This window comes from Photobacterium kasasachensis (assembly GCF_050336885.1).
GTDB lineage: Bacteria > Pseudomonadota > Gammaproteobacteria > Enterobacterales > Vibrionaceae > Photobacterium > Photobacterium kasasachensis.
The window spans coordinates 201823-226668 of record NZ_JAKJSH010000006.1; the positions used below are offsets into that span (position 1 = coordinate 201823).

General features: G+C 50.3%; 21 protein-coding genes and 1 other annotated feature. Of the genes, 4 read left to right on the forward strand and 17 right to left on the reverse strand.

Translation table 11 applies throughout. From position 1 onward, the window contains the following. From hisD to L4D19_RS08670, 5 genes are all read right to left on the reverse strand, one after another. On the reverse strand, positions 1-1323 hold the full coding sequence (hisD, locus tag L4D19_RS08650; protein WP_428452135.1) for a histidinol dehydrogenase: 1323 nt from the start codon (positions 1321-1323) through the stop codon (positions 1-3). Positions 1324-1326: 3 nt separating this feature from the next. Further along, complete coding sequence (gene hisG, locus L4D19_RS08655; RefSeq protein WP_428452136.1) at positions 1327-2223, reverse strand: ATP phosphoribosyltransferase; 897 nt, start codon at positions 2221-2223, stop codon at positions 1327-1329. A 39-nt stretch (positions 2224-2262) separates the two neighbouring features. Further along, positions 2263-2400 (reverse strand) — a sequence feature (His leader region). Between the two features lie 252 nt (positions 2401-2652). After that, positions 2653-2838, reverse strand: coding sequence for a hypothetical protein (locus L4D19_RS08660; protein WP_160650436.1), 186 nt, complete (start codon positions 2836-2838; stop codon positions 2653-2655). A 267-nt stretch (positions 2839-3105) separates the two neighbouring features. Next, on the reverse strand, positions 3106-3627 hold the full coding sequence (locus L4D19_RS08665) for a YchJ family metal-binding protein (protein WP_428452137.1): 522 nt from the start codon (positions 3625-3627) through the stop codon (positions 3106-3108). 3 nt (positions 3628-3630) lie between these two features. Next, positions 3631-4857 (reverse strand): EAL and HDOD domain-containing protein, encoded by a 1227-nt coding sequence (locus tag L4D19_RS08670; protein ID WP_428452138.1) that lies wholly within the window; start codon positions 4855-4857, stop codon positions 3631-3633. Between the two features lie 230 nt (positions 4858-5087). Here L4D19_RS08670 and L4D19_RS08675 point away from each other — a divergent pair, with 230 nt between their 5' ends. Continuing rightward, positions 5088-5981 carry a sulfite exporter TauE/SafE family protein gene (locus L4D19_RS08675; protein ID WP_160650431.1) on the forward strand — a complete coding sequence of 298 codons (894 nt, stop codon included), beginning with the start codon at positions 5088-5090 and terminating at the stop codon, positions 5979-5981. Positions 5982-6093: 112 nt separating this feature from the next. Here the strand turns inward: L4D19_RS08675 and lpxH are convergent, their stop codons facing one another. Both lpxH and L4D19_RS08685 read right to left on the reverse strand, forming a co-directional pair. Continuing rightward, positions 6094-6828: a UDP-2,3-diacylglucosamine diphosphatase gene (gene lpxH, locus L4D19_RS08680; protein ID WP_428452139.1), complete on the reverse strand. Its 735-nt coding sequence runs from the start codon at positions 6826-6828 to the stop codon at positions 6094-6096. Between the two features lie 42 nt (positions 6829-6870). Further along, on the reverse strand, positions 6871-7368 hold the full coding sequence (locus L4D19_RS08685) for a peptidylprolyl isomerase (protein WP_075768345.1): 498 nt from the start codon (positions 7366-7368) through the stop codon (positions 6871-6873). Between the two features lie 351 nt (positions 7369-7719). On the opposite strand from L4D19_RS08685, the gene cysS reads away from it, so the two are divergent. Together cysS and glpQ are read left to right on the forward strand one after the other, a co-directional pair. Next, positions 7720-9102 carry a cysteine--tRNA ligase gene (cysS, locus tag L4D19_RS08690; RefSeq protein WP_075768346.1) on the forward strand — a complete coding sequence of 461 codons (1383 nt, stop codon included), beginning with the start codon at positions 7720-7722 and terminating at the stop codon, positions 9100-9102. A gap of 329 nt (positions 9103-9431) precedes the next feature. Further along, a complete protein-coding gene (glpQ, locus tag L4D19_RS08695; RefSeq protein ID WP_160650425.1) occupies positions 9432-10517 on the forward strand; it encodes a glycerophosphodiester phosphodiesterase in 1086 nt (361 codons plus the stop codon). Between the two features lie 107 nt (positions 10518-10624). Here the strand turns inward: glpQ and L4D19_RS08700 are convergent, their stop codons facing one another. From L4D19_RS08700 to L4D19_RS08710, 3 genes are all read right to left on the reverse strand, one after another. After that, a complete protein-coding gene (locus tag L4D19_RS08700) occupies positions 10625-12235 on the reverse strand; it encodes an SgrR family transcriptional regulator (RefSeq protein ID WP_428452140.1) in 1611 nt (536 codons plus the stop codon). A gap of 192 nt (positions 12236-12427) precedes the next feature. Next, positions 12428-13246, reverse strand: coding sequence for an ion transporter (locus tag L4D19_RS08705; protein WP_428452141.1), 819 nt, complete (start codon positions 13244-13246; stop codon positions 12428-12430). A 137-nt stretch (positions 13247-13383) separates the two neighbouring features. Then, entirely contained in the window at positions 13384-14022 is a 639-nt protein-coding gene (locus L4D19_RS08710) for a YchE family NAAT transporter (RefSeq protein WP_160650419.1), read from the reverse strand. Between the two features lie 724 nt (positions 14023-14746). Here L4D19_RS08710 and adhE point away from each other — a divergent pair. Further along, positions 14747-17452 (forward strand): bifunctional acetaldehyde-CoA/alcohol dehydrogenase, encoded by a 2706-nt coding sequence (gene adhE / locus L4D19_RS08715; RefSeq protein WP_428452142.1) that lies wholly within the window; start codon positions 14747-14749, stop codon positions 17450-17452. Between the two features lie 106 nt (positions 17453-17558). Here adhE and L4D19_RS08720 read toward each other — a convergent pair whose 3' ends face one another. From L4D19_RS08720 to cmoB, 7 genes are all read right to left on the reverse strand, one after another. Next, on the reverse strand, positions 17559-18251 hold the full coding sequence (locus tag L4D19_RS08720) for an SDR family oxidoreductase (protein ID WP_160650415.1): 693 nt from the start codon (positions 18249-18251) through the stop codon (positions 17559-17561). Positions 18252-18608: 357 nt separating this feature from the next. Further along, complete coding sequence (locus tag L4D19_RS08725; protein ID WP_160650413.1) at positions 18609-19118, reverse strand: VC2046/SO_2500 family protein; 510 nt, start codon at positions 19116-19118, stop codon at positions 18609-18611. A 74-nt stretch (positions 19119-19192) separates the two neighbouring features. Then, positions 19193-20353: a MalY/PatB family protein gene (locus L4D19_RS08730; protein WP_428452143.1), complete on the reverse strand. Its 1161-nt coding sequence runs from the start codon at positions 20351-20353 to the stop codon at positions 19193-19195. Positions 20354-20500: 147 nt separating this feature from the next. Next, entirely contained in the window at positions 20501-21475 is a 975-nt protein-coding gene (locus tag L4D19_RS08735; protein WP_160650410.1) for an alpha-L-glutamate ligase-like protein, read from the reverse strand. Between the two features lie 3 nt (positions 21476-21478). Continuing rightward, entirely contained in the window at positions 21479-22984 is a 1506-nt protein-coding gene (locus tag L4D19_RS08740; RefSeq protein ID WP_428452144.1) for an inactive transglutaminase family protein, read from the reverse strand. 14 nt (positions 22985-22998) lie between these two features. Then, on the reverse strand, positions 22999-23769 hold the full coding sequence (locus tag L4D19_RS08745; protein ID WP_428452145.1) for an ATP-dependent zinc protease family protein: 771 nt from the start codon (positions 23767-23769) through the stop codon (positions 22999-23001). 89 nt (positions 23770-23858) lie between these two features. Then, a complete protein-coding gene (gene cmoB / locus L4D19_RS08750) occupies positions 23859-24833 on the reverse strand; it encodes a tRNA 5-methoxyuridine(34)/uridine 5-oxyacetic acid(34) synthase CmoB (RefSeq protein ID WP_160650404.1) in 975 nt (324 codons plus the stop codon). Positions 24834-24846 lie beyond the last annotated feature (13 nt).

Sequence of the window (24846 nt, forward strand, 5' to 3'; positions counted from 1 at the left end):
CTATGCTTCCTTTGCTGCTGTCTGGGCGGCTTGCTGCGCCTGTAGTTTCTCGACCCTGATCGTGACGGCACGTTTGTGGGCATCGAGGCCTTCCGCTTCGGCGATTGTCACCACTGTCGGTGCCAGCTGCTGCAGGCCGTCGGCACTGAGCTCTTGTACGGTCATGCGCTTGGTGAAGTCGGCCAGTCCCAGGCTGGAATAGGTTCGAGTATAGCCGTATGTCGGCAATACGTGGTTGGTTCCCGAGGCATAGTCTCCGACAGATTCCGGTGACCAGTCGCCGAGGAAGATGGAGCCCGCATTGTCTAACAGTGGCACCAGCTCACGCGGGTTCCGAGTCTGGACAATCAGGTGCTCGGGACCGTAGTGGTTCGAGATAGCAATACACTGGGTCAGGCTGTCGGCCACAATCAGCAGACTTGATCCGAGTGCCTGGCGGGCAATCTCGGCCCGTGGCAGTTCGGCCAGCTGCTTCTGGATAGCATCGGCAACGCGATCGGCGATACTTGGCTCCGGAGTAACCAGTACAACCTGGGAATCAGGACCGTGTTCGGCCTGGCTGAGCAAATCAGCGGCAATGAAATCCGGGTCTGCCGTTTCGTCGGCAATCACCAGCACCTCAGAAGGGCCGGCAGGCATATCGATTGCCGAGCCGCGGAAGTCGTTGCTGACCTGACGCTTGGCCTCGGTAACAAAGGCATTACCCGGACCGAAGATTTTATCCACTTTGATAACCGACTCTGTGCCGTAGGCCATCGCAGCGACAGCCTGGGCTCCGCCGACATTGTATATTTCGCTAATTCCGCACAGCTTGGCCACGTACAGAATTTCATCGGCGATAGGCGGTGGCGAGCACAGAACTGCCTGGCGGCAACCGGCAATTTGCGCTGGCACACCGAGCATCAGGACTGTGGACGGTAGCGGCGCACTGCCGCCGGGAATATACAGACCGACAGTGTTAATAGGGCGCGTTACCTGCTCGCACACAACGCCTGGCTGGGTCTCTACCCGCAAAGTTTGTTGCTGTTGCGCTTTGTGGAAAGTTGCGATGTTGTCATAGGCCTGCTTGAGGGCCTGTTTCATTTCGTCACCAAGGCGATCTGCCGCGGCTTCCACTTCCAGGTTGCTGACTTTGATTGATTCCGGACGAATCTTGTCGAACTTCTCTGTCAGCTCCAACAGGGCATCGTCACCGCGTTGACGGACATCTGCAATCACCTCAGAGACGATCGCCGTGATATTGGCCCCTTCGGTGATCGCCGGACGCTGGAGCAGGGATTCCTGCTGGTTATCGCTTAAAGATTGCCACACAACCGTCTTCATGGCTTACTCCATCATCTTTTCAATTGGCAGGACAAGGATTGAGCTTGCGCCAAGCTCTTTAAGCTGTTCCATGGTTTCCCAGAACAGGTTCTCTGAGCTGACAAGATGGATGGCAACACGGCTCTTATCAGCAGCAAGCGGCAGCACGGTCGGGTCTTCGGCGCCTGGCAGCAGTGCCGTGATTTGGTCCAGACGATCCGTCGGGGCGTGTAGCATGATGTACTTCGACTCTTTGGCCTGGATAACGCCCTGCATACGGGTAAGAATACGCTCGATGAGCGCCTGCTTGTCTTCGCTGAATTCACCCGTACGCTGGATCAGAACCGCCTTGGAGCGCAGAATAACTTCGACTTCCTTCAGGCCGTTGGCCTCGAGGGTCGCGCCGGTTGATACCAGATCACAGATAGCATCTGCCAGGCCTGCTCGAGGTGCGACTTCGACTGAACCGTTTAGCATACACGGGCTGAACTCGACACCCTGCTCATCCATATAGCGCTTGACCAGCTGCGGGTAGGTGGTGGCAATACGCTTGCCATGCAAGTCTTGCGGGCCGGTATATTGCTCGTCTTTGTCGATGGCAATAGACAGGCGGCAACCACCAAAATCAAGGCGGCGCAGTTTGGTGTAATCGCATGGCTCGTTAAGGGCGGCACGTTCAAGACCGACTTCCTCAAGCTCGTTTTCACCGATGACACCCAAATCGACCACGCCATCCATGATCAGGCCCGGGATATCATCATCGCGTACCAGCAACAGGTCGATAGGCATGTTTTCGGCGTGTACGACCAGGCGCTCACCCATCAGGTTGAATTTAATGCCGCAGCGTTTGAACAGATCCTGGCACTCTTTGCTCAGGCGTCCTTTCTTTTGAATTGCGATTCGTAGTCGTTGAGTCTGCATCGTTGTGTTCCCTGTATCGATTATTCTTAAAGCCTGAAAACGAAAAAACCCTCGGAAGTGAGTTCTTCCGAGGGTCTGAATTCTGTTATTTCTAATGACCGCTGGAAGAGTTTTTGTCCGTCTTCCAGAGTGAGGCGTATCCTCCCGAAAGACTAGTCAGGATGATGATGGTGATGTAGGTTTACCATTGGGATACGCATAATTATGTACTCTGTTTAAATCGTTATTAACTCGTTGCTTGCTATTCACACTAACCAAGCTAATTTGATTTTGCAACAGTATTTTTACCGAAATATTGATTTATTAAAAAAAGGTAAATAAAACAGGTGAAAAAGGCTCAGGGCCAGTGAGTTATCGAATGGATGGCCCTGAACTGATGATTAATAAAGTGAAATATTTAACATTTGCCGCTAATGGTAGGCATAAAAGTTAAACATAAATATCAAGCAGACCTTTGGGCGGGCGCTTTTTGGATTGCTCCCTGGGGGGATCCTGCTTGTTGTCTTCGCTTTTGGCTTCGACTTTTTGTTTGCGTTCATCAATCAGGGATGCCTGGGTGACTTTCTTTAGCTGTTTATGAGCGTTCAACGGCAGATTGTTGTTGGGGTTTATCATGTCATTGCCTCATTTCTTTAAAGAGTTGTGGTCAATTTATCGACAATGAGGGGTTGAAATTGAGTGTTTTTTGTTCGTTGTGTCTGTGTTGTTAGACAGATTGTGACCCTGATCAAACTGTTACTGAGAATCGTAACACTAATTCGTAGAAGCTGATCAGACAACAGTGAATGTGGAAATCGTCAGTTGGGTAATAGAGTGAATGGGAAAAGCAGGGTTGGAAGGGGAAAAAAGCCCGATAATTCGGGCTTCGGACAGGCTTACCGGTTAGCCGCAGCACTTTTTGAATTTTTTGCCGCTACCGCACGGGCATGGGTCATTACGACCGACTTTATCGCTGATGGCCGGTGTCGGTGTTTCAATTGGCTGTTCTTCTGCCAGTTGCGGGTATTCCCCGTCGATATAAAACCACTGGCTTTCCTCGCCGACAGGCTCGCGCAGGAAGCGTGATTTTTCTTGTAGGCAAAATTCATCGTCGCCTTCTTGGTAATAGGCCTTGAATTCAACATACCCTTCACCGTTTTCGGCAACTTCGCTACTGATAACTTCCAGGCCCAGCCAGTGAGAATGTACTGATTCGGCAATGGCCTCGCGGTATTGCTCTGCCTCGCAGCTTGGGTGGTAGGTGGCAACGACAAAGTCAACAAGGCCAAGGACATGCGCACTGTACCTGGCACGCATTAACTGCTCCGGGTGCTGGGCTCGTGATGGCTGTTGATGGATGGGCTGGCAGCAAGTTATCTGTGTTTTCTTGCTACCGCACGGGCATTGCTGGTCTGGCGTAGACATGGATTAATCAGTCGCTGTATGTTCAAAATAAGAAGACCATTTTAAAGACTCCAGATACAGTTCTGCAACGTCTGATTCATTGATTTGGAGTTGTTTGCTCAGCAGGCTAACGGCTTCCCACTCGGCTTTGTCATACGCTGTAATTAACTTGAGAATATGCCCCAGCGGACCGGTTTGGTGCACCAGTGCCTGCTGGACTTGCTTATCCAGAGGAAGCAGGGTGATCACCTCTTCTATCGGCTGGTCGAGCAGGGAGTCCAAGAGCGAGAACAGTCCGGTCAGGAAGGCCTGATTCCCGATGATGTCGGTTGCTGCCAGATTACTTAGGCGCTCACAAAAATGGGCTCGCTGCAGCGACAGGCTATAGAGTGACTGCGGTTTTTTTTCGGTGGCATGGGCAGTGGCCACGAAGGTAACAAATCGTCTCAGGCGCTCTTCACCGAGATAGACCAGCGCCTGTTTGAACGAGGAGATCGGTTTAGCCCGGGTGTATGTCAGGTTGTTGACATGGCGTAGCAGCTTGTATGACAGCGAGACATCGGTGGCGATGATGCTTTCGATGGTGCCAAAGTCGACGTCGGAAAGGGTAATCTCCTTGTACAGGCGCAGCGTGGTCAATGCACAGGGCGTGAGAGTCTTTCGCTGCAACATTTCCGGCTTGCTGAAGAAAAAGCCCTGGAAAAGGTCAAAACCCGCCTCGCAGGCTTCGGTAAACTCGTCGTGCGTTTCTACTTTCTCGGCCAGAAACAGGATCTTGTTCGTCTTGTCCTTATGGTGGCGGATAAAGAAGCGGGCCTTGGCAATAGGTACCGTGCGAATATCAAATTTGATGATATGGATATACGGCAGGAAACGCTTCCACTCGGCACTGGGAACGAAGTCATCAAGTGCAAGGGTATAGCCTTTGCTGTTGAGCTCGATCACCGCTTCGAGTAATTCGTCACTGGGATCGCAGGTTTCAAGGATCTCGATGACAAAGCTTTTCTTAGGGAACATCAGCGGGGTGCGCTGAATGAGGCTGGTATAGGGAAAATTGACGAAGGCTTTTTTCCCCGACGTCGCTTCTATTGCCCCCGAGGTAAAGAAATTATCAGCTAACAAACGATTGGTAGCATGTTCGTCACCAACATCCGGAAAACAATTATTAGGGCCATCACGGAACAGCAACTCGTAACCAACGGTTGCTTTGTCTCTGTTTAAAACAGGTTGTCGAGCAAGATATGAGTGCATGAAATCTGACGTAATCTATTGATATTGTAATTAATGAGCCGTCCGGCACCAGAGTTTGCTTGGCAGGCGATAAAACGCTTTATCAGGCTGCCTTAAAGACAAAATACTATAAATGATGATGGTTTCACAGAGTGCATCCAATAGCAAATCACGTCTGTGACCAGTAGCATAGAATTAATCACTAAGTTAATCCACAATATAGTCCCTTTTGAGAAAATTTTGTGCAAAATATGACGGTCTTTACAGTCATACAAGCTGGATTGCTTGTAGGTGGAGGCATTTTTGTTGTCATGCTGCTAAATGCGTGGCGCAAAAATCGTAAGCAGGAAGCGCAAACTAAGATTTTTCCGATTGGCCTTATTGGCGGCTTTGCCAATTTTTGCGATACCCTCGGAGTGGGTAGCTTTGCAATTAAAACGGCCGGGTATAAACAATTCAAGCTCGTTGATGACAAGCTCCTGCCCGGTACCCTGAACAGTCAGGCTGTGGTAGCGACGGTTGCTCAGTCACTGATCTTTTTAACTGCGGTTGATGTTGACGAAGTCACCATGGTGAGCCTGGTCCTGGCTGCCTGTCTTGGGGCGACGGTTGGCGCTCGGCTGGTATCCGGCTGGGATCGCCAGCTGATACGGTTGGCGATGAGTGCGGCGTTGCTGGTGGTTGCCACCCTGATGCTCGCCGGTCAACTGGAGTTGTTCCCGCTTGGCGGATTAGCCCTCGGGCTGAGCGGCTGGAAGCTGGGGGTTGCCATTGCCGGTAACTTCTTGTTCGGGGCGCTGATGACGGTGGGAATTGGCTTGTATGCGCCGTGTATGACGATGGTGTACCTGTTGGGTATGCACCCGCTGGCAGCCTTCCCAATCATGATGTGTTCCTGTGCATTCTTGACGTTTTTCTCGGCTGGCAGTTTTATCCGGATGAATCGTATTAACAGCCGGGCGGCCTTGGTGGTAGCAATTACCGGACCGATAGGGGTGGTGATTGCGGCATACCTGGTTAAGTCGTTAAATCTGCAGCTGTTGGCCTGGCTGGTAATTGGCGTTGTACTCTACACCTCGTTCTCGATGTACCGCTCCTGGGCGGGTGAACGTGCGAAGCTAAGCTCTGCACAATCGCTGTCCTAGCCATTAGAATCAGTCGTCATCACAATAAAAAAGGTACGCATGGCGTACCTTTTGAGTGATGAGCTAGTAAGTAATGAGCAAGAGGCGAGCGGCCTGGCTGAACCGCTAGCGGTCAGGACGACAGGGTAAAGTCGCGCGTTTCCAACTGGCAGCCGTCAGGTGTGCAGACCAGTACCGAGCCATGATCATACCAGTCACCCAGTACCGTTCTCGATGCAGGCAGGCTGTCGACATTCAGGTGATGAATTGCCGGGCGATGGGTATGGCCGTGGATCATTGCCGTTACCTGGTACTGTGCCATGATTTTTTCCACCTCATCCGGGGTGACATCCATGACATCCTGCGCTTTTTCCTGGTTCGTCATGCTGCTGTTACTGCGCATCTTGTTACCGATTTTCTGTCGATAGGACAACGGCAAGCGGAAGAACAACCATTGAATGAATCGGTTATGTACTTTTTTCCGGTAGCGTTGATACTCTTCGTCCAGGGTGCACAGTGTATCGCCATGGAGGATCAACGTCGGCGTACCATACAAGTCGATCACACTATGTTCCGGCAGTAGCTGGACCCCGGTTTCCCGGCTAAATCGTTTCCCGACCAGAAAATCACGGTTACCGTGAATGAAGTAGCAGGGGACTCCCGAGTCTGTCAGTTGCCGGAAGGCTGACTTGATTTGCTGGTGGAAGGGAGAGTCGTCATCATCGCCAATCCACATTTCGAAGAGATCACCCAACACGTACAGGGCATCGATCCCCGTGGTTTCTTCTTTCATGAAAGTAAGAAAACAGTCGGTGATATCGGTACGCTCGGCACTGAGGTGCAGATCAGAAATAAACAGTGTTGTCATAAGGAAGGGAGGGCGGCCATAAGGCCACCCTGAGAGTATGGATTACTCTTCGATAGTGACGCTGTTGATGACCACTTCTTCAACAGGTACGTCCTGGTGCACATAGCCCCAGTTACCGGTAGAAACCGCTTTGATCTTGTTGACAACGTCCATGCCTTCAACAACTTCTGCAAATACACAGTAGCCCCAGCCGTCAGGTGTTTCTGATTTGAAGTCCAGGAACTTGTTGTCGTTTACGTTGATGAAGAACTGAGAGCTTGCAGAGTGCGGCTCCATAGTACGCGCCATTGCCAGCGTACCAACTTTGTTGCTTAGGCCGTTGTTCGCTTCATTTTTGATTGGCGCGCGAGTTTCTTTCTCTACCATGCCAGAAGCCATGCCGCCGCCCTGGATCATGAAACCATCGATAACACGGTGAAATAGTGTATCGCTGTAGAAACCGTCACGGCAGTATTGCAGGAAGTTTGCACACGTTTCAGGCGCTTTTTCTGTGTTTAGCTGAATCTTGATGTCACCAAAAGTAGTGTGAAGCGTTACCATGAGCTTGTCCTTTAATGGATGTTTATTGCTTTAAATACCGGATTTTATATTACTAAGGAAAGGCGTCAACATGATCTCTCATCATTCTCAGTCTATGGTGAAATAAGATGATTATTTCACCGAATTTCATGCCAAACCAATAAGTAACCATATTGGTATAACTATAGGTGAACCGTGATGAAAGCGGGAAATCAATTACCCTGCGATTGCGGACTTTCCGGCACAGTGGTTGTTTTCTCTCCCAGGCCGGTATAAACCGCGTCCTGAGCGTATTTTTCCTTGCCTTCATTAGTTATTAGAGGTGTAATTACTCCTCTTAAAGTAACCCCATAAAATGAGTAACTACGAGACATGTTAAAGATCTATAACTCGCTCACTAGACAGAAAGAGGAATTTACACCCATCCAGCCTGGTAAAGTAGGCATGTACGTCTGTGGGGTTACCATTTACGATTTGTGTCACATCGGTCATGGCCGTACTTTCGTGTCGTTCGACGTGGTTTCGCGCTACCTGCGCTATTCCGGTTATGATCTGACCTTTGTACGTAATATCACCGATATCGACGACAAGATCATTAAGCGTGCGGCAGAAAATGGCGAAAGCTGTGATTCGCTGACCGAGCGCCTGATCGGTGAAATGCACGCCGACTTCGATGCGCTGGGCATGAAGCGCCCGGATATTGAACCTCGTGCTACGGACTACATCGCTGAAATTATTGCCATGTGTGAGCGCCTGATCGAACGTGGTTTTGCCTACGTCGCTGACAATGGCGATGTGATGTTTGAAGTCAGCAAGTTTGACGAATACGGCAAGCTGTCCAAGCAGGATCTTGAGCAGCTGCAGGCCGGTGCCCGCGTTGATATCGAAACGGCCAAGCGTAGCCCGCTGGATTTTGTGTTGTGGAAAATGTCCAAGCCGGGTGAGCCGACGTGGGAATCGCCATGGGGCGCAGGTCGTCCGGGCTGGCATATTGAATGTTCGGCAATGAACTCGGCGATCCTGGGTGATCACTTTGATATCCACGGTGGCGGTTCTGATCTGCAGTTCCCGCACCATGAAAATGAGATTGCTCAGTCATGCTGTGCAACAGGCTCACAGTATGTGAATACCTGGATGCACAGTGGCATGGTAATGGTTGATCGCGAGAAGATGTCCAAGTCTCTGGGTAACTTCTTTACCATCCGTGACGTACTGGGTTATTTCGATGCCGAAACTGTACGTTACTTCCTGATGTCCGGTCACTACCGCAGCCAGCTGAACTATAGCGAAGATAACCTGAAGCAGGCTCGCTCTGCCCTTGAGCGCCTGTATACCTCGCTACGCGGTCTGGATGCCGACGCACCAGCAGCTGGTGGCGACGAGTTCGTGACTCGCTTCAAAGAAGCGATGGATGACGATTTCAATACGCCGGAAGCGTATTCTGCACTGTTTGATATGGCACGTGAAATTAATCGCCTGAAATCAGATGATCTCGCTGCGGCATCGGCGCTGGGCGCACGTATGCGTGAGCTGGCTGATGTTCTTGGCCTGTTGGCGCAGGAGCCTGAAGCCTTCCTACAGGGTGGTGCCGGTGAAAGTGATGACGTTGCTGAAATCGAAGCGCTTATCCAACAGCGCCTTGATGCGCGTGCAGCTAAAGACTGGGCGGCAGCCGATGAGGCCCGTGACAAGCTCTTGGCAATGGATATCATCCTTGAAGATGGTCCTCAGGGCACGACATGGCGCCGTAAGTAGTTGCATGTAACAACTGCCCAATAGATTGAAAACCGGAGCTTTTTTGCTCCGGTTTTTTTATATCTGACGATGACGCTTGAGCTTGAGAGGAAAGTGCAGGTATACCAGTACAGATTGACGGACGAGGTAACACATTTCGAACGAGTATGGAAATGGACCCAATATCACTATTCGAAACTATTATGTGGTTATTCGAATGTATCTGATCACGTTTAGAGTAAAAGTTCAGAAATTGTCATCCAATAGTGCTTATTATGATTGCCGTTGTATAAGCCGGTATTGGCTTTGCTTCCCCAGATAAGAGCACCGAACGTTAAGGATTGATAATAATGAAAAAAATATGTCTTGCCGCAGCTATTGCCAGCACTTTGCTTGCTGCTCCTGCTTTCGCTCAATCAGCCCCTGACTCAGACAAGATAGTTGTCGCCCACCGTGGCGCTTCCGGATACCTGCCAGAGCATACTTTACCGGCCAAAGCGATGGCATATGCAATGAAGCCTGACTATATCGAGCAGGATGTAGTCATGACCAAAGATGACCGGTTGGTGGTACTGCATGACCACTATCTGGATCGTGTTACCAATGTGGCTCAGCTCTTCCCTGATCGTGCCCGTGATGACGGTCGCTATTATGCGATTGATTTTACCTTGCCTGAAATTAAACAGCTGAGCGTAACCGAAGGTTTTAATATTAAAGACGGCAAGCAGGTTCAGGGTTTCCCTGAGCGTTATCCGATGTGGCAGTCGGACTTCAAAGTACCGACTTTCGAAGAAGAAATCGAGATGATCCAGGGGTTGAACAAGTCGCTGGGCTATGACATCGGTATCTACCCTGAAATTAAAGCGCCATGGTTCCACCGCCACGAAGGCAAAGACATCAGTAAAGCGGTGCTGAAGGTGCTTAAAGACTATGGCTACACCAGCAAAGACAGCAATGTCTTCCTTCAGACGTTTGATTTTAACGAGCTAAAGCGCATTCATGACGAGCTGATGCCGGCCATGGGCATGGATGTTAAGCTGGTGCAGCTACTGGCCTACACCGACTGGAACGAAACAATGGTTTATGACGGCAAAGGACAGGCCCAGCCTTATAGCTATGACTGGATGTTTGCCAAGGGCGGAATGGAAAAAGTGGCCAAGTACGCCGATGGTGTAGGTCCTTGGAAGCCAATGGTGGTGTCCGATCAGTCAACCAAAGGTAACATCAAGCTAACCGGTTTGGTGAAAGCCGCTCATGAGCAAGGTATGCAGGTTCACCCTTACACCTTCCGTGCCGATACCGGCCGCATTCCAGCTTATGCCAATGACTTTAACGACATGCTGGATATCTTCTACAATACGGCAAATGTAGACGGTGTCTTTACCGACTTCCCGGACAAGGCCGTGGGCTACTTGTCGTCCAAGGACAGTAAATAAGGGATGTGACTGCGGATATAGGGCCAAACTGGCTCTTTAGTCCAGCAGCGGAAAGGTGATTTAAGAGAAGGCGATCTAAGTGATCGCCTTTTATTGTTTTGGAGTAACTACACCGTTTGCACCAAAGCTGTATGCTCGGGAGTGTCATTAATCCATAAGGTTGAGAAGTCGCACCAACCAACGTGATTGACCTCGAGCCCCTGGAGTTTGATCGGAGCGGTGATCGAGAAGCCCTTGGCGTTCAGACGACGGATAACCTTGATCTCTTCCAGCCAGTCGAGCAGGCCAACGAGCATATCTAGCGCTTTCTTTTCGATAGGCTGAAGCTGGGTTTCAAGCAGCTGACTTCGAAAGAGCTGGTACTCGGCCTCTGTCAAAATCGCCTGCCAGTTCATATCGCACTGGAAAAAGTAGCGCAGGCTGGTGATTTTACAGCCTTCAGTCCTTATTGCGCCAAGCAGCACATCTTCGCTGCTGTTGCTATCGTTGATGCAGCGAGAAGAAAAGGTCAGTTCAGAGTTGCTATCCTGTGCCGCCTTGATTTCTTCGGCCTGCTTGCGACCGTCATTATTGTTTTCGACCGCAATGTGGATATTTCCTTTTATCGGCTTATCAGCCGGATTGCCGAGTAGCAGGCCGCCGATGTCAGCGATAACCGGGTTGTCTCGGCATTCCCTATTTGTTGTTAGCATATAGAAGATGCCGCCGCCGGAACGACTGACGGTGTAGACCGGTTGATGCTGCTCTAGGAAAATAAGGTGCTCCCGGCATTCTTTCAGATCTTCCCACTCATTGTGAAACCATATTTCGATCACTGGGGCGAGAGCAAGCTGTCCGACATAGCTGGGATTGCGCTTTAGCCTTAGCATTCTTGCCGATACGACATCGGGGAAGAAAGGTCCGGATCCGACGGGGCCATCTTGCACCGTGGCTGCATTGATCGTGGCCGAACTCATGATCGAGGCTTCCGGTCTGGCAAGCAGCCGGGGCAGGCACCAGTCAGGATGCGACAGCCTGATCGTCACGGTGGTAGACGAAATGATATCGATGCCGGTGATGTGGCCGTAAAGCTGTTGCCAGAAGGGGCGCCTTGCAAGCCATAAAAGACTGGCTTTAATGTCTTTGGCACTCAGCTCGCTCTGATTATGAAAGAAGACGGAAGGGCGCAGATGGAATGTCCATTCATCACCCGTTGAATTCGACCACCAGTGGTGGGCAAGATCCGGCATGACCTTGTCATTTTTATATTGCGTCAGGCGCTGGAAAATTTGCAAGATCAAATGGCGTTCGGTGCGCTCGAATGCCAAATGAGGGTGAAGCGATTTTAACTGGCGATGAAAAGGGATCCGAATAGCGGACTGGCTTCTGTCGAGAGACGAGGCCAGATAATGCTGAAGCTCGGTAGACAGCTTGCGGTCATTGAAGTCCATAAGCTTGATCGCGGCTTCCGTTTTTCCCTGTGCCATCAACTGGTCGACAAGCTGATAACAGGCATCGGTGGGTTCTATTTTGCACGTTATCTTGGCCCGCTTGCCCCGACCGGGAGCTGCCTGCCAGTCAATCCAGTCCATATCGGTGAGCTGGTGCAGCAGGTTTCGTGCATGGCGGGGTGAACAGAAAACAATTTCGGCTACGTCTGAAAGCTGCGTGTCGACACAGCAGGGACCAAAGCGTCTGAAAAGTCGCTCGTAGTTCTCGAGTGCGCGCTTGTAGTTCATTGAGGTGGTGCTTTCCTTATTCCTGTGGACTTGCAGCTGTGGTCGCTGCTAGGGGCGATCAGGTTCCCTCTCATCCGCCTGTTTGAATCCAGTATTCTGGGTTGGTTACAAGCGGAAAAATAGAGAAGGAAATGAGTAACAGTTCCGTAAATTGATACATGTGCAAGAGGTATCTGAATAGCTGGCTTGCGACTAGGGATGCTGAGGCAGTTCGGTCCCGCATTTTTTACAGTAATTGGCGTCCGCCTCATGTCCGCTGGTGGCGCAGTTCAGGCAGCGGATAAAATCTCGCTGGGTCTTCATTTCCTGACTGAGCTCTGCCGTAATAATGCCAGTGGGCACTGCCAAGATGGAGTAACCAAGCAGCATGGTAAAAGCGGCCAGTGTTTTGCCGAGATCTGTCTGCGGAACTATGTCGCCGTAGCCGACGGTGGTGATGGTGACGATAGCCCAGTAGATACTGGTCGGAATGCTGGTAAAGCCGTTTTCCGGCCCTTCAATTGCGTAGAGCAATGCACCCAGTACAGTGACAAGGATGGCGACGGTACTGAAGAAAACCAGGATCTTGCGCTGCGCCATTAACAGGGATCTAAGCAGGATATTGGAATCTTTGAGAAAGCGCGCCAGCTTTAATATCCGGAATATACGCATGACCCTGATCAGCCTGACGATCAACAGGTAGTTCGAGCCCGGGAATAAGAAGGCAATATAGCTCGGCAAGATAGCAATTAGATCGATGACACCATAAAAGCTCTTGGCGTATGCCCAAGGGCGCGGCGAACAATAGAGCCGGGCGATATACTCAACGGTAAATAACAGGGTAAAGACCCATTCCATCACAAATAGAAGACTGGAGAACTCTGTCGCTACACCTTCGAGCGACGAGAGGATGAGGACCAGCTCGGAGCACAAGATAGCGAGGATTAGTACAATGTCAAAGTACTGCCCGGCCTTGGTTTGGGTGCCAAAAATAACTTGATAGAATTTTTGCCGAGTGTTGAGCGTAACCATAAAACCCTGAAATAAAAATAGAAGTACTACCCGTTAGGATAATGAACATTAAAGGGGGTTACCAGTTGGCGGCAATAAGTACCTCTCCAAAATGAGATAGAGAGGTACAATTGTGCGGAGACTCCGCGGGGAGTGTGTTAGGCGAGACCCGGAAATAAGGCGCGAAGGCCGTTGGCAATGAATTCAATGCCCAGGGCTGCCAGGATCAGACCCATAATACGGGTGATAACGTTGATGCCGGTTTGACCCAGAAAGCGAACGATAATCGGGGCTGCGCGAAACAGCATCCAACAGCAAAAGGCAAATGCCGCTATTGTGGCTGCAATTCCCAGTGTGCTGGTCATGCCTGGGTAACGTGCGCTGTACACAATTGTCGAACTGATAGCACCTGGGCCGGCCATAAGCGGCATAGCCAGCGGGACAACGCCAATTTGCTCCCGGCTAACTGATTCTGACTTTTCTTGTTTGTTCTGTTTATCCTCACCCAGTTTACCGCTCATCATTGAGAAGGCGATAGTCAGCAGCAGTAAACCACCGGCAACGCGGAACGAGTCGAGGGAGATGCTGAACATATCCAATAAAAACTGTCCGGCCAGCAACGAGACAATAAGGATCACGCTGACGGCGAGGCTGGCGGTATAGGCTGTTCTGTTTCTCTCCTCGGTGTTCATGTGGCCGGTAAGAGAAACAAAGATAGGCATAATACCGATCGGGTTGACGGCTGCGATCAGACCGACGAAAAACTGTAAGAAAATGGCAATTTCGATTGTTTGCATTGTGGGATCATCTAACAAACGTAAAAAACAAGAAGCTAACTTCCTCCTCTTTAACAGGTTGCCACGTAATATCTGAAAGGGCTTAAAAAAAGGCGCAAAAAGCAGTGCGTGAAAAGTGCTGCCTAGGGGCCAGAGTTGCGACGATATTAGGCGGCTTCCTGTTATTTGGCGCTACTTTAAGCTAAAGCTTAACGTCAGACCAATTAAAAATAGTTATCTCTACCCTTATTAATAATTATCGGTAAATTATGTGTTACACCCCTGTAAAAAGGCGGTGTTTTGGATTACTCTTTATGGGCACTCGGCGTGCCACACGCAATGTAATTAAGGTAACTGTATCCTGCTAAGCCTGTGATTTACTTCACGTTAAGTGTTGAAAGTGGCCAATTATGTATGTTTGTTACGTAATATTTGTTACTTGAAATGTCGCTTTATGAAGTAATCTGATATAATTTCAACCTTGCCGGTCACATTATGGACTTTTAAGTCTTTGAATTAACATGATGCAGCTCGGATTTTGACAAAAAGTACTCCTATGGGGTTACAAGTGATCTAAATCAATTTTTTTCGGGGTGTGAAAGAATATAATCAGTTTTGAAAGCAATTTACTAAGTATGTGTGTTGTCGGGGCGTTAAATGCTGGGTTTGCCAGGTACTGATAAATCGAAAGTAGCGACGACAGATTCTTACTAAAAAGTTTTTAATATTAAGTTAGGAGTTAACTATGCCTGTAACAAATATGGCTGAACTAGATGCAATGATTGCACGCGTTAAGAAAGCGCAAGCAGAGTTTGCTACATACTCTCAGGAGCAAGTAGACAAAATCTTCCGTGCAGCTTCTCTGGCAGCTAACCAAGCTCGTATCCCGCTAGCTCAACAAGCGGTTGCCGAGTCTGGTATGGGTATCGTTGAAGATAAAGTAATCAAAAACCACTTTGCTTCTGAGTTTATCTACAACAAGTACAAAGATGAGCAAACTTGTGGCGTTCTTGAAGAGGACGACAACCTAGGTACGATGACTATCGCTGAGCCTGTAGGTATCATCTGCGGTATCGTACCAACAACTAACCCAACTTCTACAGCAATCTTCAAATCTCTAATCTCTCTGAAGACTCGTAACGGTATCATCTTCTCGCCACACCCACGTGCGAAGAACTCTACCAATGACGCAGCTAAACTCGTTCTAGATGCAGCAGTAGCTGCTGGTGCGCCAAAAGACATCATCGGTTGGATTGACCAGCCATCTGTAGAGCTTTCTAACGCGCTAATGAAGCACGACGACATCGCTCTTATCCTTGCAACTGGTGGTCCAGGCATGGTTAAAGCTGCTTACTCTTCTGGTAAGCCAGCAATCGGTGTAGGTGCAGGTAACGTTCCTGTTGTTATCGACGAAACTGCTGACGTAAAACGTGCAGTAGCTTCTATCCTGATGTCTAAGACTTTCGATAACGGCGTTGTATGTGCTTCTGAGCAGGCTGCAATCGTTGTTGACGAAGTATACGACGAAGTGAAAGAGCGTTTCGCTTCTCATAAAGCATACGTACTGAGCAAAGCAGAAGCTGAGAAAGTACGTAAAGTGCTTCTAATCGACGGCGCACTAAACGCGAAAATCGTTGGCCAGCCAGCTGCGGCAATCGCTGAGATGGCAGGTGTTTCAGTTCCAGCTGACACTAAAGTACTTGTTGGTGAAGGTCTGGGTAAAGTGTCTTACGACGACGCATTCGCTCATGAGAAACTATCTCCAACACTTGGTCTGTTCCGTGCTGACAACTTCGAAGACGCTGTTGCTCAGGCTGTGACTATGGTTGAGATCGGCGGTATCGGTCACACATCTGGTCTATACACTAACCAAGATGTTAACGCAGACCGTATCCGTTACTTCGGCGACAAGCTGAAGACAGCTCGTATCCTAATCAACATTCCAACTACTCACGGTGGTATCGGTGACCTGTACAACTTCAACGTTGCACCGTCTCTAACACTAGGCTGTGGTTCTTGGGGTGGTAACTCAATTTCTGAGAACGTAGGTCCTAAGCACCTAATCAACAAGAAAACTGTTGCGAAGCGAGCTGAAAACATGTTGTGGCACAAACTACCTAAGTCTATCTACTTCCGCCGTGGTAGCCTTCCAATCGCTCTTGGCGACCTAGAAGGTAAGAAGCGTGCATTCCTGGTAACTGACCGTTTCCTATTCAACAACGGTTACGCAGATGATGTTGTTCAGCTACTGAAAGCACAGGGCATGGAAGTTCAAACGTTCTTCGACGTTGAAGCTGACCCAACGCTAACAGTTGTTAAGAAAGGTGCAGAAGCAATGCAAAGCTTCCAGCCTGACGTAATCCTGGCTCTAGGTGGTGGTTCACCAATGGATGCTGCGAAGATTATGTGGGTAATGTACGAGCACCCAGAAACAGCATTCGAAGAGCTGGCAATGCGCTTTATGGATATCCGTAAGCGTATCTACAAGTTCCCTAAAATGGGTCAGAAAGCTGAGCTTGTATGTATCACTACCACTTCAGGTACTGGTTCAGAAGTTACTCCATTCGCCGTTGTTACTGACGACGAGACAGGTGCTAAGTACCCACTGGCTGACTACGAGCTAACGCCACAGATGGCTATCGTTGATGCTAACTTGGTTATGAACATGCCTAAGTCTCTGACAGCGTTCGGTGGTTACGATGCAGTAACTCACGCACTGGAAGCTTATGTATCTGTTCTTGCTAACGAATACTCTGACGGTCAGGCTCTGCAAGCGCTTAAGATGCTTAAAGAGTACCTACCTTCAAGCTACGCGAACGGTGCTAACGACCCAATCGCTCGTGAGAAAGTACACAACGCAGCAACTATCGCTGGTGTAGCATTTGCGAACGCATTCCTGGGTGTGTGTCACTCAATGGCTCACAAAATTGGTGCTGAGTTCCACCTACCTCACGGTCTGGCGAACGCACTGCTTATCTCTAACGTTGTACGTTACAACGCGAACGATAACCCAACTAAACAAACTGCGTTCTCTCAGTACGACCGTCCACAGGCACGTCGTCGTTACGCAGAAGTTGCTGACCACCTAGGCCTAAGCCAGGCTGGTGACCGTACTGCTCAGAAGATCGAACGTCTTCTAGCATGGTTGGATGAGCTTAAGACTGACCTAGACATCCCAATGTCTATCCAGGCTGCTGGTGTTTCTGAGGCGGACTTCAACGCTAAACTGGATGAGCTATCAGTAGAAGCGTTTGATGACCAGTGTACAGGTGCTAACCCTCGTTACCCTCTAATCAGCGAGCTGAAAGAAGTTCTTCTGGCTTCTTACCACGGTACGCCTTACGTTGAAGGTGAGACTTTCGAAGGTACGACAGTAATCAAGAAGAAAGCAGATCAGAAACCTGCTGAAGCGCCAAAAGCTGCAGCAAAGAAAGAGACTGCTAAAGCTTAATCATTGTTTTAGCTAGCGCACTTTAAGCCCGCCATTTTGGCGGGCTTTTTCGTTTTACCAAATATAAAGTGCGATTCAGAAACCAGACCAGCGGCCTGTATTCCCCTTATCCCACTTCAGCCTCTATCATCCGGCCATTAAAATAGTCGTTGGCAACAATGTACTCGGCGCTTCTGACAATTTCGTACTGGAGCGGCTGGCTGAGCAAGTTGCCGAGCGGAGGGTGGTCATCCTCGTGGGCAAAGCTTAATGGAACAACGCCCCCGACCCGGATATTGAACTCAGCCAGTTCTTTGGCCCAGCTCTGGGTCAGCCCCGAAATCATGGCTTTCGAACCGTTGTTGATGGGTTGGTGGGTGTTTATCAGATTGGCCGCCAGATTGACGATAACCCCCTCGCAGTGATGTACCCGCATGTAGTTGGCGGCCTGTTTGCCAAAAATGAAGAAGGGGGTTGCGCCTTCTGACATGGAGCGGCAAAACTGATCGACAGAGGATGGGCTGAACAAAGTGGGCAGATCTGAGCCGAACCAATAGTTAATCAATACATCAATGGTGCCAAACCGTTGATGAACCCTATCGATGAGGTTGGAAATCGATACCTCATCTTGGCATTCCAGCAAGAAAGGATGAGAGTTCCCTCCTGCTGCCAGGCAGGCTTGCTGAGTTTGCTGCAAGCGGTCAGCTTCGACATCTACAAGGGCTAGCTTGGCCCCTAATGAAGCGAAGTGGAGTGAAATCGCTTTGCCCATTGGGCTGCCAGCGGCAGTGATTACAATGACAGATTGCGCGATATTCATAACTCGTTCTTTCCCCCGTTTGTACCGGATGGTGCGCTGCTTGGTAGCAGTTTCTGGGCACTTCGAAAGTGAAAGTCTTCAATTTGGCACTGTTGGGATGTTGTGTTTTTTATTGCCAAATTTATCCAATTCCAAAGTTACGCACCTGGCCGATAAATCGATCATCAAGTAAACGAAAAAGATAATTCTATAGTGAAGCCTTGGGCGGGGATTAACTGTGAAAAAGCGCCCAATTTGCCCCAAACCGCCACTAAATGTTAGTGAATTGTGAGCAGTGTGCTGCCGGAAAATAACAAAGCTATGATGGTTGTCACGAAAATACAAATACTGTGAGCAACGGGGGAATTTGGCTGCAATTTAGGCAGTTTGATACATTTCGGCAAAGCGTTTGGCGTGGATCAGTGACAGGTACAAATCCTGTGGCGATGCCTTAATGGTTGCGTCTTCCTTCGGGGGGAGCATCCGGCGTTCATGACCGGACAAGTTGTGGTAGACCTCCTCCGGCATGCCCTTGGTACCCTGCGGCGGAAAGTTGAGTGCCGTCGGCTGCAATTCATGGAGCAGACGGGCGTCTGCAATCCCGCTGCTATGAAAGGCCTTGGCTTGCGCGGCCCCGTTATCATAGCAGTGCTCGGTAGTACTTAGCGGTTGTGGATCCTGCAGCTCGAAGTAGGCGCGCAGTTCCGGCTCTGTCTTGCCGGGCTTGGGCAGTGCGTCAACCGGGATAGTTTCCAGATGATCCGGCGACAACATGGCGAGCATCAATGCAAAGTCAGCACGGCGACCACCTTCAACCGCATGGTTGAGGTTATTGCCGAGCTGCACTTCATTAATGAGCTGCGCTTTGTCTAAAGTATGGATCTGCATTGTCTGAGAAAATAGGTTCCCGGTTTGTATTACTCCTTTTATCGGATTTAACTGTTAGAACTTTAGCAGTATTTTTATTTCGTTTTATCTAATGCCTCAATGGCGGTCCGCATTCGGCTCAGCCCTTCGTCCAGCGTATCGCTCCGGCAGGCAAAGTTGAGTCGGACAAAGCGGGAGTTGCCAAAGTCAGCCCCGGGTGACAGGCCGATACCGGCTTTCTCGAAGAATTTGAACGGACTGGCTACCGGCAGTGCCGAGGCGTCTATCCAGGCGAGGTAGGTGGCTTCAATCGGGTGAAGCTTGAGATACGGCATCGCATTGATTTCCAGCTCGACTTTTGCTTTTTGCTGACGAAGAAAATCAAGCTGCTGATCGAGCCAGGGCTGACAGTTCTCGTAAGCCGCCTGTGCCGCCGTATAAGCCAATACATTAACGTCCGGGACAATGCCGGCCTTGGCACGGATAAACCGCCTTCGCAGGTCCGGATTTGGGATGATGGCCATCGAAGCGCCGAGGCCGGCAATATTGAAGGTCTTGCTTGGCGCGATAAGTGTTACCGAGCGCTGGGCAGCATCTTCGTTCAGGCTGGCAAAAGGAATATGCCGGGCGGTTTCGTCGAGGATTAAGTCACAGTGAATCTCATCGGAGCAGACGTAAAGATCATGTTTCTGAGCAAAATCAGCCAGCGCTAGCAGTTCATCACGGCGGTAGACGGTCCCGCCGGGGTTCAGCGGGTTGCAAAACAAAATCAGTTTGGAGTCTGGAGTCACTTCAGCCTGCGTTAAATCCATCAGCCAGCGATTGTTTTGCAGGGCAACCGGGGCAACAGACAATGGACGTTTGGCCAATCTTACTGATGACATAAACGGTGGGTAAATAGGCTTGGGGCTGATCACGCCCTGGCTATGCTCGGTCAGTGATCTGACGGCGAGGTTGAGTCCGCAGACGAGTCCCGGCAGGTAGACAATCCATTCCGACTGTATGTCCCAGTTATAGCGTTGCTTCATCCGCTCGACAAGCAGCTCGGTAAGACGATCAGGTGCCTGCCCGTAGCCAAATATACCATGCTCAACATGCTGGTGCAGTGCGAGCGTAATGGCTTCAGGCACCCGAAAGTCACTGTCGGCTACCCACATTGGCAGGATGTCCCGGTCTTTGTATTTGTTCCACTTTACGCTGTTGCTGTCGGTACGGTCGATAGGTTGCTCGAAGAGCGGGAAAGGGGAGTGCGTCATAGTGAGTCCATTCATGATGCTGTCGGTTGAGTATTATCTTATACCAATTAAGTTAAGCATTTGATTTTTTTGAGTATCATAGCCGCAAATTAGAGTGAAAAAAAAGCCCTGACGATGAGATCAGGGCTTTCGTTTTTAGCGGTAGGCTTAGAACGCGGACTTGGTGCCGAACTGCTTGGCTGCGTAGGCCACACGCTCTTCCGGTGTCGGCGGGGTATTCGGGGTACCGAGGTTTTCGATATGGTGCAGACGTGGCAGCAAGCCACAGCCGTTGGCTGTCTGGATAGCCAGCCCGGGACGGGCATTGAGTTCCAGCACCATTGGCCCCTGTATTTTATCCAGCACCATGTCGGTTCCCATGTATCCCAGTCCGGCCATCTCCCAGGCACTAGCTGCTAGTGTCAGCAGCTTATGCCAGTTAGGCACCGCGAGCTCGCTAAGCAGTTTGCCGGTGTCCGGATGGCGTTCAACCGGCTGATCGAACTGAACGGCCCGGATTGCCTTGCCGGTCGCGATATCGATGCCGACCCCGACCGCCCCCTGGTGGAGGTTCGCCTTGCCGTCCGAAGCCGCCGTCGAGCAGCGCATCATGGCCATGACCGGATAGCCCTTAAAGACGATGACCCGCACATCGGGCACCCCCTCGTAGCTGAAACCGTCAAACACGTCATCAAACTGGATCAGGTTCTCGACCATGGCGACGTCATTCTTGCCTCCTAGCGAAAAGAGGCCCGCCATGGTGTTGTTGATATGGCGCTCTACGTCCTGCTTGTTGATTTCCGCACCCGACGGTTTGATGTAAACCCCGTCTTTGTGCTTGACGACAACCAGGATCCCCTTGCCCCCAGAGCCCTGGGCAGGCTTGATCACAAAGCCCGGCCAGTCTTTCACCATGTCGTGGATCTTTTTCACGTCGACCTGGCTGTCAATAACCCCAATCAGCTCGGGAACAGTCGCCCCCGCCCGTTGGGCGATATGCTTGGTCTTCAGCTTGTCATCCACTAGCGGATACAGGCTGCGGTCATTGTAGCGGCCGATGTAGCTATGGTTGCGCTGGTTCATTCCCATGATACCGCGCTCACGAAGCTTGAACGGAGAGGTAAACTGTGAAAATAAGGACATAGTTTAGCTCTCCGCGAGTGGTTTAAAGCGACGAAGCTCACTGAGACGGTAGCCTGTGTAGTTACCCAGCATCAGGATTAATGCCAAAATAATTAGTTGGATACCAATAAAGTTAAACGTCAGGTGGCGAACCAGGCCGTTGGTCATCGCCAGGTAGACCAGAACTGCGGTAAGCAGTGAGCCGCCACCCTGGATCAATACTTCCTTGGCACCTTCTTCTTCCCACAGGATCGACATACGCTCGATGGTCCAAGACAGGATGATCATCGGGAAGAAGGTGATGGACAAGCCCTCAACCAAGCCGATCTTGAAGGCCACGACGGTAAAGACCGAAATGATCATGATCACCGTGATGATCACCGCGGATATTCGGGCAACCAGCAGCAGGTTGAGTTTCGACAGGTAGCTACGGATAACAAGGCCGGTGCCGACAATCAGCAGGAAGCCGAGAATACCGGTAACTAGCTGAGTCTGAACGAAGGCAACCGCAATCAGAACCGGCATAAAGGTACCGGACGTTTTCAGGCCGACAATTATCCGCAGGAAGACGACAATCAGGGCACCGATCGGAACCAGCATGATGGTTTTGAACATTGCCTGCTCTTCAACCGGTAGGCTGTGAATGGAGAAGTTCAGCAGATCTTCTGCCTGGACTTTCTCCCGGGTTGCCTGCTGAGGTGTGATGTCCTGGGCGATGATCGAGAAGCTGATGTTGGAGTTGCGACCGCCAATGACATCCAGTAATGAGTGGCCCTGCTGGTTCCATACCAGCACATCATCAGGCTTGCCTTCCTGTCCGGTCTGGAGGTTAAACAGCTGCCACTTGGTGCCGTCCCAGACTTCTACCATCGGGTTGATGCTCTGACGGCGGCGGCCGTCTTCAAGCAGCAGACCACCGACAATACGCGCGTGGATGTTTTCCAGCGACAGCAGGTTGATAATGGCCTGCTCGCGGCTCAGGCTGTTGAGCAGCAGTGAGGCATTCTGATTCGTCTTGTCGTTGAACTGCTTGATGAGTTCGCGGGCGAGGGTGATATTGTCGGCAGACAGGCTACGCGCCTGACTAATCAGAGCTGTTGCTGCTGTCTGTTGCGGGTTATCCAGGCTGACAGAAACCGTTGCACCTTTTGGAGGCTCGGAAGAGTAAGTAGCCAGCTGGTCAACCAGCATCTGGGTTTTGTAGTAGAGGATTTGTTTGCCGGTAGCTTCACGGATCGACCACTCGGCTCGGCGTCCCATGTCGGTATCAATCAGGGCAACGCCATAGCCAGGTGACGATGTGCTCTCGTCGATGAGGGTAAAGCCCTGCTGGGTTTCCGGTGCCGCCATCGAGACTTTGACCGGATCGCCAATAGCATCAAACTCGATACGCGCTTCCAGTTCCCATAACGCGCGTTCTTCACCTGGCGTCCACGGTACACCGTAGACATCATGACGGTACATGCTTAGTGCAGCCCCGGCAATGACAAGCAAGGTGATTAAGAAATAAAACGGAATTCTTGACGTCATGGCATCCTCATCAATTAATTAGTCGTTGTTAGTATTTGCTGCTCATTCATTCCCTGAACGAACTTTTTGCCGACATCAACCAAGGCGATATCTTTGAAGAACTCGCGGCCAAGCAATACTGGGTAGGTCATGTGGCTGCGATCAGCCAGCGTAAACTGGGCTTTTTCGTGCAGCTGTCCAAGTTTGACCCAGGCTTCAATAACAGGCCGGCGTTCTGACTGCTCCGATGTCGACTGACGAACTTTTACCCAGCGTACAACCGGGGCTTCGACAATTTCACTATTATCACCGTTTCCTTCAAATGTATGGTTGAGATTGAAACGAGCCCACTCTTTTCCATCACGTTCGAAGATCTGAATATCGATAGCATTGAGAGAGGAGGTCGTCGCACCAGTATCGATTCTGGCTTTGAAGAATGACTGTATTGAATCTAGCCAAACCCATTCTTCCTCGCCCAAAATGACTTTGCCGTGAGCCATTTTGGTATCAATGACCGGCTCGCTAACGGCAACCGCTTCCTCTTCTTCAACCGTAGCGTCGACAACCGAGGCAACATGTACTGGTGGTCGTGACAATTCCTCAGAAATTGATGATAACTCTTTTTCTAGATTAGCAATATATTCATTTTGTTCATTAATTTGCTGAATCATTGTCGCAAATTGAAAATTAACACGCTCTTCCATCGTATTGATGGCATTCATTGTTTTTTCATGATTGGCTGATTGCGTGAGAGTGCAGCCGGAAAGTAAAGCAATAGTGAGTAATGGCACACAGCGGCGAAGCATTATGTCTCCTAGAAGTACTTCTTATTTTTCTATAGGCGGCAATATTTTAACGTACAAAAAGGGATGCGAATAGCATCCCTTGTCAATAGTTAGTCAGGATTTCTGGCCACCAGGACCGCCCGTTTAGGGGCTGGGTAGCCTTCTATTGTTAGGCTCGGGTTCTGCGGGTCTAAATATTCAGGGAGTGAATTATTGGTCATCCAGTCAGTTGACCTTTGCTCGTCGGTTGTGGTGACACATTCGTCGACAATGCGTACGTCCTCGAAGCCACATTTCTCCATCCACACCTTCAGCGCTTTGGCCGACGGGAAGAAGTAGACATTGTGCATTTGGGCATAGCGGCCGGTTGGTACCAGGACATCATTTTCATCGCCCTCGATAACCAGGGTTTCAAGAATAACTTCGCCACCTTTGCGCAGCTGGTTCTTCAACTGGATGATATGGTCCAGCGGAGAGCGGCGGTGATACAGTACGCCCATGCTGAACACGGTATCAAAGGCTTTCAGTTCCGGCAGCTGCTCGATGCCGAGCGGCAAAAGAAAGGCACGGTTATCCTGGCCCATAAGGCGACGGATAGCCTCGAACTGGATCAGGAACAGGTTAGACGGGTCGATCCCCACGGTCAGCTTGGCGTCTTCACCCAGCATTCGCCACATGTGGTAACCGTTACCGCATCCAACATCCAGTACCGTCCGGCCTTTTAGTGGCGAGATATGCGGTAGGACGCGATCCCATTTCCAGTCCGAGCGCCATTCGGTGTCAATGTGGATGCCGTGCATGTTGTACGGCCCTTTGCGCCAAGGATGAAGCAGGCGAAGCAGGCTTTCCAGGCGTTTCTGTTCGCCATCGGCAATCCCGTCTTCATAACGGACACTGACTTCATTTTTTAGATCGATAATGTCTGGCTTGGCGGTCGGGAATTTTTGCAGTGCGCGCATCCAGCGGCCCATGTCGCCATGCTCGGCCGCTTCCCAGTCACTCAGCTGCTTAGGCAGTGTATTGAGCCAAGGACGCAGTGTTTCATGTTGGGCAATGAGTTGATAAAACTCAGAAAAACTAAACATAGTGGAACGAATT

What these genes read in the sequence shown, in the direction of transcription:
- hisD (WP_428452135.1), bottom strand. Translation starts at nt 1,323, where the DNA reads ATGAAGACGGTTGTGTGGCAATCTTTAAGCGATAACCAGCAGGAATCC.
- hisG (WP_428452136.1), bottom strand. Translation starts at nt 2,223, where the DNA reads ATGCAGACTCAACGACTACGAATCGCAATTCAAAAGAAAGGACGCCTG.
- L4D19_RS08660 (WP_160650436.1), bottom strand. Translation starts at nt 2,838, where the DNA reads ATGATAAACCCCAACAACAATCTGCCGTTGAACGCTCATAAACAGCTA.
- L4D19_RS08665 (WP_428452137.1), bottom strand. Translation starts at nt 3,627, where the DNA reads ATGTCTACGCCAGACCAGCAATGCCCGTGCGGTAGCAAGAAAACACAG.
- L4D19_RS08670 (WP_428452138.1), bottom strand. Translation starts at nt 4,857, where the DNA reads ATGCACTCATATCTTGCTCGACAACCTGTTTTAAACAGAGACAAAGCA.
- L4D19_RS08675 (WP_160650431.1), top strand. Translation starts at nt 5,088, where the DNA reads ATGACGGTCTTTACAGTCATACAAGCTGGATTGCTTGTAGGTGGAGGC.
- lpxH (WP_428452139.1), bottom strand. Translation starts at nt 6,828, where the DNA reads ATGACAACACTGTTTATTTCTGATCTGCACCTCAGTGCCGAGCGTACC.
- L4D19_RS08685 (WP_075768345.1), bottom strand. Translation starts at nt 7,368, where the DNA reads ATGGTAACGCTTCACACTACTTTTGGTGACATCAAGATTCAGCTAAAC.
- cysS (WP_075768346.1), top strand. Translation starts at nt 7,720, where the DNA reads ATGTTAAAGATCTATAACTCGCTCACTAGACAGAAAGAGGAATTTACA.
- glpQ (WP_160650425.1), top strand. Translation starts at nt 9,432, where the DNA reads ATGAAAAAAATATGTCTTGCCGCAGCTATTGCCAGCACTTTGCTTGCT.
- L4D19_RS08700 (WP_428452140.1), bottom strand. Translation starts at nt 12,235, where the DNA reads ATGAACTACAAGCGCGCACTCGAGAACTACGAGCGACTTTTCAGACGC.
- L4D19_RS08705 (WP_428452141.1), bottom strand. Translation starts at nt 13,246, where the DNA reads ATGGTTACGCTCAACACTCGGCAAAAATTCTATCAAGTTATTTTTGGC.
- L4D19_RS08710 (WP_160650419.1), bottom strand. Translation starts at nt 14,022, where the DNA reads ATGCAAACAATCGAAATTGCCATTTTCTTACAGTTTTTCGTCGGTCTG.
- adhE (WP_428452142.1), top strand. Translation starts at nt 14,747, where the DNA reads ATGCCTGTAACAAATATGGCTGAACTAGATGCAATGATTGCACGCGTT.
- L4D19_RS08720 (WP_160650415.1), bottom strand. Translation starts at nt 18,251, where the DNA reads ATGAATATCGCGCAATCTGTCATTGTAATCACTGCCGCTGGCAGCCCA.
- L4D19_RS08725 (WP_160650413.1), bottom strand. Translation starts at nt 19,118, where the DNA reads ATGCAGATCCATACTTTAGACAAAGCGCAGCTCATTAATGAAGTGCAG.
- L4D19_RS08730 (WP_428452143.1), bottom strand. Translation starts at nt 20,353, where the DNA reads ATGACGCACTCCCCTTTCCCGCTCTTCGAGCAACCTATCGACCGTACC.
- L4D19_RS08735 (WP_160650410.1), bottom strand. Translation starts at nt 21,475, where the DNA reads ATGTCCTTATTTTCACAGTTTACCTCTCCGTTCAAGCTTCGTGAGCGC.
- L4D19_RS08740 (WP_428452144.1), bottom strand. Translation starts at nt 22,984, where the DNA reads ATGACGTCAAGAATTCCGTTTTATTTCTTAATCACCTTGCTTGTCATT.
- L4D19_RS08745 (WP_428452145.1), bottom strand. Translation starts at nt 23,769, where the DNA reads ATGCTTCGCCGCTGTGTGCCATTACTCACTATTGCTTTACTTTCCGGC.
- cmoB (WP_160650404.1), bottom strand. Translation starts at nt 24,833, where the DNA reads ATGTTTAGTTTTTCTGAGTTTTATCAACTCATTGCCCAACATGAAACA.